The following is a 12,407-nucleotide window of genomic DNA, read 5'->3' on the forward strand; positions in this document are numbered from 1 at the left end:
GCGCCTTTAGGCGCAATTGCAAAGCTTGTCCACGCGCCGGAGCCGTCCGGAGCGTCCCGACGCGGAAAGCCCCTCAAAACGACGGCGGGTCAGCCACTGCGGGTCCTGCAAATCTTCCGCAGGCCCCACAGTGTAACCGCGCCTAAACGGCAGCCGTCCCCGGGCTTTCCTGACCGGAGATGGCGGCACCCTTGCTGCGGTTCACCATCAGGCCCAGCAAGTCGAAGACGACGGTTGCGGCCGCGAGGGTGGTGATGTCGGCGTGGTCGTAGGCCGGGGCGACTTCGACGACGTCGGCGCCGACAATGTTGATGCCGTTAAGCCCGCGGAGCAAGGCGAGCAGTTCCCGGGAGTGCAGACCACCCATTTCGGGAGTACCCGTCCCCGGTGCATAGGCCGGGTCCAGCACGTCGATGTCGATCGAGACGTAGACGGGGGTATTACCCAAGCGGTCCTTCACACGCTGGACTGCGGCCGGAACACCGATGACATCCAGATCCGAGCAGCGGATGATCTGGAAGCCGAACTCGTGGTCCCGCAGGAAGTCATCACGATCGTAAACCGGGCCACGGATACCCACGTGCATCGACTTGTCCTCGATGAGAAGGCCTTCTTCGAATGCCCGGCGAAAGATAGTTCCATGAGTGATCGACTGGTCGAAGTAGATGTCCCAGGTGTCCAGGTGTGCGTCGAAGTGGAGCAGTGCCACCGGGCCGTGAACCGTATTCAGCGCCCGCAGCATGGGCAGGGCGATGGTGTGGTCACCGCCGATGGAGATCAGCTTCTTGTCTTTGCCCAGCAGCGGCAGGGCCTGTTCTTCTATTTCGCGCACGGCTCGGGTGATGTCGTATGGTGTGCAGGCAATGTCGCCGGCATCCACAACCTGAGCTTCGTAGACGGGTTCAACATCGAGTTCCGGGTGGTAGCCCGGGCGCAGCAGGCGGGAGGCCTCGCGGACAGCAGCCGGGCCGAACCGCGCGCCCGGACGGAAGGAGGTTCCGCCGTCGAACGGGACGCCAACGATTGCAATGTCATAGTCCGGAACTCGGTCGATTTGAGGAAGTCGGGCGAAGGTGCCCAGGCCCGCGTAGCGGGGGACCTTGGTTGCGTCGACGGGTCCGATGGGATCGTGGGTGGTCATGACAGGGATCCTTCCGTTGCTTTGCTGGTAGCCGGCTGAACTGGCATTTCTGTGGTGAGTTCCGAAAGCGACTTATTGGCGGTTTCCGGCGCGAGCAGGAAGGTGGCCAGCAGGCCGATCAGGGAGATAACGGCACCGATGAGCAGCGAGCCAGCGGCACCAAAACTGAGAATAGCGACCGGCATCAAATAGGTGCTGGCTGCGGAACCTACGCGGCTGATTGCCGTCCCGAAGCCCACAGCCGTGGCGCGAATCTCTGTGGGGAAGAGTTCGTTGGGGTAGACGACCTCAAGGAAGCTGGAGGCGCCGGAGGCGAACGCAAAGATAGCCAGCGCGATGAAGAGGGGTGCGGCCTGCACGTTCGGAATGAAGGCGGGGATGGCCAAGGCCACCACGATGATGCCGAAACTCCACAGGAGCAGTCTGCGGCGCCCGATTCTTTCGACCAGCCACAGACCGGGAATGCCGCCGACGACGAACAGCATAGAGATCAGGAAGGACCCGCCGTAGAGATTAGCGTCGCCCGTCATACCCATGGACCCTAGTAGGTCCGGTGCGAACGTGTAGACCGCGAAGAGCGGGATGACCTGGGCGGTCCAGAAGATGGATACGAACAGGGTGCGCTTCCAGAACTGGCCCCTGAAGATGTCCATGAACTTACCCTGCTTGGTCGGACCATCGCTGTCCGATGCGACGTCGGCGAGGCCGTACTGCTGACCATAGACCTTCTTGATGACAGCGTCCGCCTCGTCGCGGCGCCCCCGGGAGAGCAGCCAGCGCGGGGATTCTGGGGTCCCGAGGCGGAACAGCAGCGTGATGATGGCGAAGATCGCGGGGCTGGCAAGCAGGACGCGCCACGTGCCAGGTCCCATGTCGCGCAGAAGGTAACCCACTCCGAACGCCGCCGCTGCGCCGATGGCCCACACCACGAAGGTGGCCCCGAGGAGACGTCCGCGGTGCTTCTTGGGCAAGAACTCTGCCAGCAGGGAGGTGGCGATCGGGTAGTCGGCGCCGATGGCCATACCAAGGAGAAAGCGGCAAAGTAACACCTGCCAAACTTCGGTGGCGATGCCGCTGAGCAGGGAGAATACGGCCAGGGCGATTAGGTCGGCGATGTACATGTGGTGGCGGCCGATCTTGTCGGTCAGCCACCCGAAGATAGCACCGCCGAAGAAGATGCCGACCAGGCTCGCGGCACCAATCAGGCCGATTTCCACCGTACTCAGGTGTAAGCCAGGGGTCATAGTGATCAACGCGATTCCGATGATCGACAGCGCGTAGCCATCGATGAACGGGCCGCCGGAAGCGAAGAAGGTCAGCTTCTTGTGGAATTTGGTCAGCGGGGCGTCATCAATGAGATTGCTGGTTGCGCTCATGGCAAACCCTCTCGTGAATGCTCTTATCGAGCGGGGAAGTTCAGTCTCTTAATTGTTGGTGACCGGCATCACTCGGTACATGCGAAGATTGACTACAAATGACAGAGAGACTTATACATACGTATAAGGCCGCCATGGGGGCGGCCTCCGCTTCAAGCACAGGAGAACTCTGAGTGGCTATTGCTGTGGCCGAATTGCTGGCCGAACCCCAACTGGGGTTGACACTTCTTGCTGGGCCGGGAGGGCTGGGCAACCGCGTCACTTGGGCCCATACCTCCGATCTGCCGCGCCTGTGGGAATGGGTCACGGGTGGCGAGATGATGATGACCAACGGCCTGTCGATACCAGCAGACGCCGGGGGGCAGGTTGAACTTGCCGAGGCGCTGGTCAATGCGGGGGCCAGCGCGCTGGCCATCGGAGAACAGATGCATGCCCCTGAGCTGACGCAGGACTTTCTCGACGCCTGTAACCGGCTGCCGCTGCCGATGATAAACGTCCCGTATCCGCTCCCGTTCATTGCCATTGCGCGTTCTGTTGCTGAGTCCTCGCTGCTGGAGGAGTCCCGCCGCTTGCGCCAGACTGCGCGCATCTATGATCTGCTCCGGCTCGCAGGTCCCTCCGACGACCATTGGCAAAACCTGGTTCACGGGGTGGAGGCGGAGCTCGACGCCAGCCTCTTCGTCGTGGACCGGCGGTGCCTCCACGCCTGGCAGTCCGGTGGCCACACGCCGCCGGGGCCACTCCTTGAGGAACTTGAACCACTGACCAGCAAAGCACCCGTGGCCAGCAAGAAGTTCCAATGGCATCGGCTCGCGGACCGCCAAGTCCTGATGATGGACATTCCGACGCACGCCAACGCCCTCCTGGTGGTGCTTCCGAATTCGGGACCCCGCCCGGACGCGGTGGTGCTGCTCCACGCAGCGACCGTTCTGGGACTGGAAATGTCCCGAACGGTTCTTTCCCTGGAGAACCAGCGACGACTGGGGGCGGAGTTCCTCCTGCAGGCTTTGGACGGGAGGCTTGGAGTTGTGGACATTGAAAACCGCCTGCCGGAATTCGGCATTGGATCGCCGGAATTCGTGATCATCTCAATGTCCAGCGACAACGGAGAGAGCTTGGCGAACATCCATGTTGACCTCTGGAGACATGGGTATCAGACGGCCTGCCTGCGCCGGTTCAACACCCTGCATCTGGCCGTGGCCTCAGACTGCACAGACGACCTGCTCCGGCACACAGTCTCCCAGGATGTGAGGATCGGAATCAGCCGGCCTGCACGGCCGGCGGGTGTTCAGCGGGCCCTGCAGGAATCGAACTGGGCGCTGGGCACCGCATTGGACACCGACGGTCGGCTGGTCCGCTACGCCGATGGTCCCTCGTGGCTGGGACTTACCAGCTTCGAGGAAGGCAACGCGCTTGTCCAAAGACTCCTCGGACCGATTTTCGAGTACGAAAAGGGAGAGCAGGGGGATCTCATCCTCACCCTGAAGACGTTCCTGGACACACAGCGATCTTGGCAGAAAACGGCGGCTGCACTCTTTGCACACCGCCAGACGATCGTCTACCGGATACGGAAGATCGGTGAGCTGACCGGTCTTAACATGACCGAAACCTCCACCCTGGCCCAGCTGTGGTTTGCCCTGCAGATTCATGAAGCCATGGGTCTGCCGGGCAATCAGCGGGGCCTTCCGGCCAACGCGATCAACATTCCGCAACGGAAGTAACTCCCGCCACCTAAGTAAGGGATCAACCGACGTGGACCCGCGGTCGCAGGGCCGGATCCTTATCCGTTTCGCGCAGAATCTCGCGCACCACCGGGGCGGTGTCCCCTCGGCCGAGGATGAGGTAGCGCAACAGGTGTCCCAGCGGATTGCCCTCGGCCCATTCGAAGTAGCAGTGCGGACGCACCCCGGTCGTGTCCCGCAGCGCGATCAGGACGGCCGCGATGGCATTCGGAACGGCCGGGCTCTCCACCCGCAGGACCCGGTAGCCGCCGACATCGACTCCACGCACCCGCAGGACGTCGCTAAACGCGGACGGGTCAACAACCTCAACTTCCAGGAACAGCACGTCCGCCTTGCCAGGCACAGGGTTCAGCCCCCGCTGCTCTGACTCCTTGTCGGCATACTCTGCGGCGTCGTCGCGCTGGCGCTGGTTAGCGATCAGGTTCAGCGCGCCGTCGTGCCGGATCGATTCCGTGACGAACAGCCGCGCCGGCTGGTCGAAATCAATCCGCTCGACCCGCAGTTCCGTGGTCCGTGAGATCCGGGAGATCAGCGAAACAACAATGATCGCGGCAATGAAGACCGCGGAGATGGCAATGCCGTCAGGTTTCTCGATGACGTTGGCCACCAGCGCGTAGAGCAGGACCAGGGTCAGGGCAAGGAAGCCTACGATGCCCAGGCGGTGGTGGCGCCGGACGGCGGAAACGGTGACAGCCACCGCTCCGGAAACCATCATGGCCAGGATCCCGGTGGCGTATGCTCCGGCCTGCGCGTTGACATCGGCACGGAAGAGGATGGTGATGCCCACGCTGATTGCGGTGTAGACCAGTACGACGGGCCGCACGGCGCGTCCCCATTCCGGGGCCATCCCGTAGGAAGGTAGGTAACGCGGAACGATGTTGATCAGTCCTGCCATGGCGGAGGCACCGGCGAACCAGAGGATCAGGACGCTGCTGATGTCATAAACGGTGCCGAAGCTGCTGCCCAGGTATTCGTGGGCCAGGTAGGCCAGGGCGCGGCCGCTGGCCTGGCCGCCGTCCTTGAATTCGGCAGGCGGGATCAGCACAGTGGTGATGAAGCTGGTGGTCATCAGGTAAGCGCTCATGATCAGGGCTGCGGTGGTGAGCAGCTTGCGCGTGTTGCGGATCCGCGATGCCAGGCGCTTTTCCGGCGTGTCTCCGCGTGCCGTGATCAGCGGCATCATGCTGACGCCGGTTTCGAAGCCGGACAGGCCCAGGACCAGCAGCGGGAACGCAATGATGGCCGGACCGAGGACGCCGCCGGGTCCGCCGCTGCTCGAGAGCAGCCGATCCGTCCAGCCGTTCAGGAGCCCTGGCCGGGTGAACACTTCGACGAAGCCGACGACGACGATCGCGGCGTTGAGCGCCAGATATACGGCCACCAACGGGATGGCAACCCCGACGGCCTCGTTAAAGCCGAGCAGGAAAACCCCTCCCAGGATGAGCAGCAGCACCACCGTGATCGGTACTGCCGCGCCCCGCAACCCGTTGGGCAACAGAGGATTCTGCAGGATCTGCACGGTGGCATCCGCTCCCGACAACTTGATGGTGATGATCCAGGAGGTAACCACGAAACCGAGCAGTATCAGGACAAAGAATTTGCCCCGCCAGAACGGCAGCAGCTTTTCCAGCATGGCCACCGAACCCTGGCCGTGGGGGCTCTCCTTGGCCACCCGACGGTACATCGGCAGCATCCCCAGCAACGTCAGCGCCACGATCAGCAGCGTTGCCAAGGGGGACAGTGCGCTGGCCGCCAGAGCCGCGATGCCCGGCAGGTAGGCCAGTGATGAGAAGTAATCGACGCCGGTGAGGCACATGACCTTCCACCAGGCGTTGGGTTTGGCATGGATCTCCTCCGTCTCAGGTCCGACAGGTGCCACCCGGTTGGCCAATAGCCAGCGGGCCAACGGGCTGGAGGAGGCGGGTCGCTTCGGCTGCAGGCTGACCTGGGCCGGCAGGGCGTAATCCGGAGGTGTCTTAGTCATGTTCTTCATTCTGATCTCCCATCAGCCCGGAGAGTAGTGTCAGATTGCCTGGCCGCGTCGTTTCGGGGCGTAGATTCTTGTTGGCAGATCGAAGGACCTGTGGACGGCTCGTACGGCAACGGGAGTGACTCCGCCCACTTAACAAAGGGATCAGATGTCTGACGTTTTATGTTTGGTGCATGACTTCCGGACAGATGAACACCCAAGCCGGGTCGGCCTCGCTGGCGGTAACCGGGCCGAATGCAACCGGGCCGAGTGCATCCGGACCGAACCAAACGGGGCCGAACCAATCGGGGCCGAAGGCAACAGTCCTGAGAGCAAAACGTGGACAGCTGAGCGCCCGTCCCGACGATGAGCCTTTCGGGGAGACGCTGGAGGAAACGCTGGCACCTGAGCTGCCCGAACACCTTCCCTCTCCTGCCGCGCACGGCTGGCTGCCTGCCACCTTGGGGATCGCCGCCGTCGTACTGATTGGCCTGAACCTGCGTGCCGGAATCGCCAGCGCCGCTGCCCTTTTCCATGACCTGCAGCAGGTTATGGGCTACGGATCCCTGATCGCTGCAGTGCTGCCCTCCATTCCCACGCTCTGCTTCGCCGTTGCCGGTGCCGGAACGTCCTGGCTGGTGAGACGGCTGGGCGTGGAGAAGGCCATCGCGGTCGCACTGCTGATGCTCACCTCCGGGCTGGCCGTCCGCGGCGTCCCCTCGGTTGGCATACTGCTGGTTGGGACGTTGGTCAGCATGTCCGGGCTGGCCGTCTGCAACGTGGCCATGCCGTCGTTCATCAGGGATCATTACGCGCACAAAACGGCCCTGCTGACGGGGGTGTACACGATCACCATGTCCGCGGGCGCCACCGTCGCGGCCGCTGTCAGTGTGCCGCTGGCACAGCAGCTGCACTCCCCCTCGCTGGGGCTCGCGGCCTGGGCGATTCTGAGCGTGGTCACACTTCTGGCGTTTCTGCCGATGGCTGTAGCGGCCCACCGCAGTCCTGAAACAGGCCCGGGGAAGGTTATTTCGCCATGGTCACTGCTGCGGACCCGTGCTGGCCTGCTGATTACGGCGTTCTTTAGCGTTCAAGGGCTGATTGCCTACTCGCTGATCAGCTGGCTGCCCTATATCCTCACGTCCCGGGGCCTGGATGCCGCTGCCAGCGGGATGCTGCTGGCGGTCATGCAGGTCGTCTCGGTTCCCGGCAATGTGCTGCTGCTGACCATGGCCGGCCGACCGCGCCTGCTGCGCCACGCGTTCGTGCTGTCCACCGGTTCGCTGCTCGTGGGGGCGTTTGCCCTGCTCCTGCTTCCGGTCGGCCTGGCCGCGCTACCGGCGGTGCTGTTGGGCTTCGGGCTCGGCGTGTTCCCGCTGGTGCTGGTGGTCATCAGCCGCAGCGGATCATCAACGGCAGAAACGACCGCGATGTCCACGCTGGCCCAATCCGTCGGCTACCTGGTGGCGACGATCGGCCCGCTCGGCATGGGACTGCTGCACGGCGCAACCGGCGACTGGACGCTGCCCTTAATACTGCTGGCGGCCGTGGGGGCACTGCAGGTGGTTTTGGGCTATCTGCTCGCCGGTCCGGCTACGAAACCGGAAGCGAAAAGGACTCCGGCTACGAATAGGACCTCGGCGTGACCCTCTTTCGAAGCCGCCGCCAACCGCTGACCGAAGGAGTCACGGCGACGCTGCGCGAGCGATCAAGGCGCCGGCCCATTGACAGGATCTTCCTCAGCAACGTTCTGCAGCAGCAGGACCTCAGCTTAGACGGGTGCAGCGCCGACGGCCACGAATGCCTGCTCGAGGCCATCACAGCGCACGACGAGACGGCGGCCGTCGACAGCGTGGACAGGAACCAAAGCTCCTGCATGGCGTGGCCGCGGAGTTGTTGAGGGCCGGGCTGATGCGGGCACCGGATGGTGCCGCCGCACTAGGACCGGGAAAATTGTAGTGCATTTGTATAATTGACTTATGTCGATCTCCCTCGCCGATCTGCTGGCAACGCCGCAGCTGCACTTGAAAAACCTCGGCGCTGCGCAAGGCACGCTGAAAACCCCGATTCAGTGGGCCGCGGTCACCGAGCTGGAAAACCCCCAGCCGTTCCTCAGCGGCGGTGAACTCGTGCTCACCACGGGCCTCAAAAGCAACACGGCCGCCGCCCAGCGCTCTTTCGTCCGCCAGGTACAGCGGGCCGGCGCCGTCGGCCTCGGTTTTGGCATCGGACTCGGCCATGACCAGGTCCCCACGGCGCTGATCGCCGAAGCGAACAGATGGGGGCTGCCGGTCGTCGAGGTCCCGTACCGGACTCCGTTTATCGCCATCGGCAAGCTCGTGGCTGACTCGCGCTCGGCCGATCACTACGCCAAGCTCGAGCGGCTGCTGACCCAGCATCAGATTCTGGCCCAGTCGCTGCTCGCCGGCGGCGGCCTGAACGCCCTGTTGGCCAAGCTGGCCGGGATGATCCGCACCGATGCGGTGCTGACCCAGTTCAACAGCGAGCTGTTCAGCACCTGCCCCGGTACCGACGTCGACGACGAAAACTGGCTTCCCGTGGTGCTCGCGACGGGCAAGCGCGACGCCAGCACGCTCTGGCTGCGCAAACCATTCGACGACGGCGGGATCGTTGACTATGCCAAGGGCCTGATCAGTGTGGAGCTGAACAACCTGGTGCAGCGCCGGCAGACCGCCCGACAGCTGGCCGGCCAGGTGTTCCAAGACATTATCCGCGGCTCCCTCGACGGGCCCGATGCCACGGCCCGGCTGCAAAGCGTGCACGTGAATCCGGCCGCCAAAAACATGGTGCTGCTGGTGCGCGTCCCGGCCGGCCGCTCCGACACCCTGGCGGGCATGGCCCTGCCGCAGCCGCTCGAATCCGCGGTGGCCGCCGTGCTCGGCAGCGCGGATCAGCAGGAATTGCTCATCATCTGCCCGACTCACAGCGGCGCCCCGGCCACGCTGGGCACCGCACTCAGCCGGCAGATGACCGACGTCGGCATCAAGGCGCCGGTGGGAATCGGCGGGGCCTATGCCCAGGCCAACGGGCTGCGTTGGAGCTATTTTGAGGCGAAGGAAGCCGCCTCCCGTGGTCTGGCGGTGAATGAACCGGAGCGGCTCAGCCTAACCTCGCTGCTGCTGGCCAGCGAGGACGTGCCGATGACGGATATGGCGACGGAAGCGCTGGCCCCCCTGCTGGCCTTCGACGCCGCCCACGGCGCCGAGCTGGTTAACACGCTGGAAAGCTACCTGCAGCTCAACGGCTCGGTGGCGTCCGTTGCGGAGGCGCTGACCTTGCACCGCAACACCGTCCGGTACCGGCTGACACAGATCTCCGAGCTGACCGGCTACGATCCTGCCGTCACCGCGGACCGGGTTCAGCTCTGGCTGGCGCTGGCCGTGCGGCGGCTCGCCCGGGAGTAACCAGCCAGGGAGTACCTACAGCAGTTCGGCTTTGGCCGTCGTTGCGACCCACTTCGGCATGGCCGTCAGCGCGATGATCAACAAGGTGTCCCAAGGATGGTTCCCAGATCAGGCATCTTTTGCAGCAGCTGCCGCATCAGGATGCAGCCGATTACTCAGCGGCACCACATCCCCCTGGCGGTACAGCAGCGACCGGAGTTCCGATTCCGTGGAATCCGGCCGGCGCGGGTCTATCGTCTCGCCGGAGGTGAAGTGGTCCAGTATCCTCGGGTCAACGTAGCTCTTCCGCGCGATGGTAGGCGTATTTCCGAGCACGCCGGCGGCCTCCTCAATGGCCCGGCTGATCGCCTTTTTGCGGTCCATGACCTTACGCTGCGGGCCGGTGCGGGCCAGGCTGGCCGCCGCTGCGGCCGTTCCGCGCAGAGTCCGGAAATCCTTGGCGGTAAAGTCCCCAGCGGTGTGCTCCTTGACGTAAGCGTTGATTTCCGCGCTGGTCACCGGGTGCCAGTGCCGGCCGTCTTTGTAGGCGAGCAGCCGTGCCTTGCCGCCGCGCCGTTTCAGTTCCCGGACCAACACCGCAAGATCCGGATCGGTGATGTCGGAGGTCCATTCCTTGCCGCTCTTGGCGGGGAACTTGAGCCGCAGCCTGTCTCCGTTGACCGCGACATGTGCACAGAGAAGGGTGGCCAGGCCGCGGCTGCCGTTTTCATTCGTATACCGCTCGGAACCGACCCGGAGCGAGCCGCTGTCCAGCATCCGGAAGGCCCCGGCCAGCACCCGGTCCCGGGTCAGACCCAGGCTGCGCAGGTCCATCGTGACGCGGCGACGCGCCACCGGCAGGGACTCTGCCAGCGCCAGCGCGCGGTCAAACTTGACCCTGTCCTTCTGTTCCCGCCACGTGGGATGGTAAATATACTGCCGCCGGCCCACGGAGTCGAGTCCCGTGGCCTGGATATGGCCGTTCTCGTAGGGGGCAATCCACACGTTCGTCCAGGCCGGCGGGATGCCGACGCTTTCCAGCCGATCCCGAACGGTGCCGAACGGCAGCGTTGAGCCGTCGAGGCCGCGGTAGCTGAAACCGCTGCCGGATCTGACCCGCCGGTAGCCCCGTCCGGAGGTATTGCTGCGGCGAAGACTCAAGGACATGCCCCCTTGCCAACGGTGGTCAGCGGACCGGGTCAGCCTTTATCCGGCCGCCGCTTTCGCTTATCGTAAGCCTGCTGACGGGATTTTCCCACGTCCGCAACCGTGAGCGGTCACCGGGCCATCACACTTCGGCCGTCACACTTCGACGGCGGCGCCGCGGGAAACAGTCACCATATCCACGCGCGGCACCACCTTCACCCGCTCGCGCTGCACGCCCCCGTCCGAGGATGCCGCTGCGCCCAGCGCCTTTTCGTGGGCATCCAGCTCCAGCCAGCCGTCCCAACTGGTGTACTGCACCCCGCGCTCATCCAGCAGATCGACGACGGCTTCCGGTTCCGCGTGCACGGCGGCCGGCAGCTGCGCGAGATCCCGAAGCAGGTGTGTCACCGTTTCCAGAGCGTCGCCCTTGGTGTGGCCGATCAGGCCGACGGGTCCCCGCTTGATCCAGCCGGTGGTGTAAACCCCAGGGACCGGCGCGCCGTCGGCGTCCAGCACCCGGCCGCCGTCGTTCTCCACGACACCCCGTACGTGATCGAACTCAACGTCTGCCAGCGCAGACCCGAGGTATCCGACCGAGCGGTACACGGCCTGGACCGGATACTCGATAATTTCCCCGGTACCGCGGGCATTTCCGGTGCCATCCAGCTCGGTCCGTTCGAACCTGATCCCGCTGACCTTGCCATCCGTGCCGATGATCTCCACCGGGCTGTGCAGGAAATGCAGATGCAACCGGCGCGACGCGGTTGATGTAACGGCGGAGACGTCGTCATCCTGGTCGACCAGCCAGTTCGTCAGAGTACCGACCATCGTCTTGATCTGGTTGTTGGTCCGGATCGCTTCATCGGAGGCCGCATCGAACTCGAAATCCTCCGGATAGAGCACGATGTCCACATCCTTGGAATGCGACAGCTCACGCAGCTCCAACGGCGTGAACTTCACCTGCGCCGGCCCGCGCCGCCCGAAAATATGCACATCCGTCACCGGCGAGGCCTGCAGACCCCGGTGGACATTGTCCGGAATCTCCGTCACCAGCAGATCCTCGGCATGTTTTGACAGCATCCGGGCCACATCCAGGGCCACATTGCCATTCCCGATCACGGCAACGTGCTTCGCGGTCAGCGGCCACTCGCGCGGCACATCGGGGTGGCCGTCGTACCAGGAGACGAAGTCCGCGCCGCCGAATGAACCCTCCAGCTCGACCCCGGGAATATTCAGATCCGCGTCCTTGATAGCGCCGGTGGCGAAAATGACGGCGTCGTAATGGGCCTGCAGGTCGGCCAAAGACAGGTCCGTACCGAAATCAACATTGCCGAAGAAGCGGATGTCGCCGCGGTCCAGCACCTTGTGCAGGGCGTTCACGATGCCCTTGATCCGGGGATGATCCGGGGCCACGCCGTAACGGATCAGCCCATAGGGGGCCGGATAGCGGTCGAAGAGGTCGATGCTGACATGCAGGCCGCCGTTGCGGACTTCTTCGCTCTTGGTCAGGATATCCGCCGCATAGACGCCGGCCGGGCCGGAGCCGATCACGGCCACCCGCAGCGGGCGTCCCTCGGTTCCGACGGATTTTTCGCAGCTGTTTGTTGACACGGTGGTTTCCTTTTCTTC

General features: G+C 64.1%; 9 protein-coding genes. 4 read left to right on the plus strand and 5 right to left on the minus strand.

Annotated features, from left to right (window positions below; translation table 11 throughout):
• Nucleotides 1-142 precede the first annotated feature (142 nt).
• Together speB and ACLLJI_RS18195 are read right to left on the minus strand one after the other, a co-directional pair.
• The gene (gene speB, locus ACLLJI_RS18190; protein ID WP_434615244.1) at nt 143-1,141 is read right to left on the minus strand and encodes an agmatinase; all 999 of its coding nucleotides are present in this window, start codon (nt 1,139-1,141) and stop codon (nt 143-145) included.
• Nucleotides 1,138-2,517, minus strand: coding sequence for an MFS transporter (locus ACLLJI_RS18195; protein WP_434615247.1), 1,380 nt, complete (start codon nt 2,515-2,517; stop codon nt 1,138-1,140). Before ACLLJI_RS18195 ends, speB begins: the two co-directional genes overlap by 4 nt.
• A gap of 173 nt (nt 2,518-2,690) precedes the next feature.
• Here ACLLJI_RS18195 and ACLLJI_RS18200 point away from each other — a divergent pair, with 173 nt between their 5' ends.
• The gene (locus ACLLJI_RS18200) at nt 2,691-4,238 is read left to right on the plus strand and encodes a PucR family transcriptional regulator (RefSeq protein WP_434615250.1); all 1,548 of its coding nucleotides are present in this window, start codon (nt 2,691-2,693) and stop codon (nt 4,236-4,238) included.
• A gap of 22 nt (nt 4,239-4,260) precedes the next feature.
• Here ACLLJI_RS18200 and ACLLJI_RS18205 read toward each other — a convergent pair whose 3' ends face one another.
• Complete coding sequence (locus tag ACLLJI_RS18205) at nt 4,261-6,252, minus strand: amino acid transporter (protein ID WP_434615253.1); 1,992 nt, start codon at nt 6,250-6,252, stop codon at nt 4,261-4,263.
• Between the two features lie 185 nt (nt 6,253-6,437).
• Here ACLLJI_RS18205 and ACLLJI_RS18210 point away from each other — a divergent pair, with 185 nt between their 5' ends.
• The 3 genes from ACLLJI_RS18210 to ACLLJI_RS18220 all read left to right on the plus strand — a co-directional run bounded on the left by ACLLJI_RS18210 (nt 6,438) and on the right by ACLLJI_RS18220 (nt 9,653).
• A complete protein-coding gene (locus ACLLJI_RS18210; protein ID WP_434615256.1) occupies nt 6,438-7,874 on the plus strand; it encodes an MFS transporter in 1,437 nt (478 codons plus the stop codon).
• The gene (locus ACLLJI_RS18215) at nt 7,871-8,128 is read left to right on the plus strand and encodes a hypothetical protein (RefSeq protein WP_434615259.1); all 258 of its coding nucleotides are present in this window, start codon (nt 7,871-7,873) and stop codon (nt 8,126-8,128) included. The genes ACLLJI_RS18210 and ACLLJI_RS18215 overlap by 4 nt, the downstream gene beginning before the upstream one ends.
• Nucleotides 8,129-8,207: 79 nt before the next feature.
• Nucleotides 8,208-9,653, plus strand: coding sequence for a PucR family transcriptional regulator (locus tag ACLLJI_RS18220; RefSeq protein WP_434615262.1), 1,446 nt, complete (start codon nt 8,208-8,210; stop codon nt 9,651-9,653).
• Nucleotides 9,654-9,761: 108 nt separating this feature from the next.
• Here the strand turns inward: ACLLJI_RS18220 and ACLLJI_RS18225 are convergent, their stop codons facing one another.
• Both ACLLJI_RS18225 and ACLLJI_RS18230 read right to left on the minus strand, forming a co-directional pair.
• Nucleotides 9,762-10,793 (minus strand): DNA topoisomerase IB, encoded by a 1,032-nt coding sequence (locus ACLLJI_RS18225; protein WP_434621648.1) that lies wholly within the window; start codon nt 10,791-10,793, stop codon nt 9,762-9,764.
• Nucleotides 10,794-10,934: 141 nt separating this feature from the next.
• A complete protein-coding gene (locus ACLLJI_RS18230; RefSeq protein ID WP_434615265.1) occupies nt 10,935-12,389 on the minus strand; it encodes an FAD-dependent oxidoreductase in 1,455 nt (484 codons plus the stop codon).
• Between the last annotated feature and the right edge of the window lie 18 nt (nt 12,390-12,407).

This window comes from Arthrobacter sp. A5 (assembly GCF_051131705.1).
Taxonomy (GTDB): Bacteria; Actinomycetota; Actinomycetes; order Actinomycetales; family Micrococcaceae; genus Arthrobacter_M.

Excerpts from the sequence above, each read along its gene's own strand:
- ACLLJI_RS18210 (WP_434615256.1), top strand. The coding sequence starts at position 6,438 with ATGAACACCCAAGCCGGGTCGGCCTCGCTGGCGGTAACCGGGCCGAAT.
- ACLLJI_RS18220 (WP_434615262.1), top strand. The coding sequence starts at position 8,208 with ATGTCGATCTCCCTCGCCGATCTGCTGGCAACGCCGCAGCTGCACTTG.
- speB (WP_434615244.1), bottom strand. The coding sequence starts at position 1,141 with ATGACCACCCACGATCCCATCGGACCCGTCGACGCAACCAAGGTCCCC.
- ACLLJI_RS18205 (WP_434615253.1), bottom strand. The coding sequence starts at position 6,252 with ATGAAGAACATGACTAAGACACCTCCGGATTACGCCCTGCCGGCCCAG.
- ACLLJI_RS18195 (WP_434615247.1), bottom strand. The coding sequence starts at position 2,517 with ATGAGCGCAACCAGCAATCTCATTGATGACGCCCCGCTGACCAAATTC.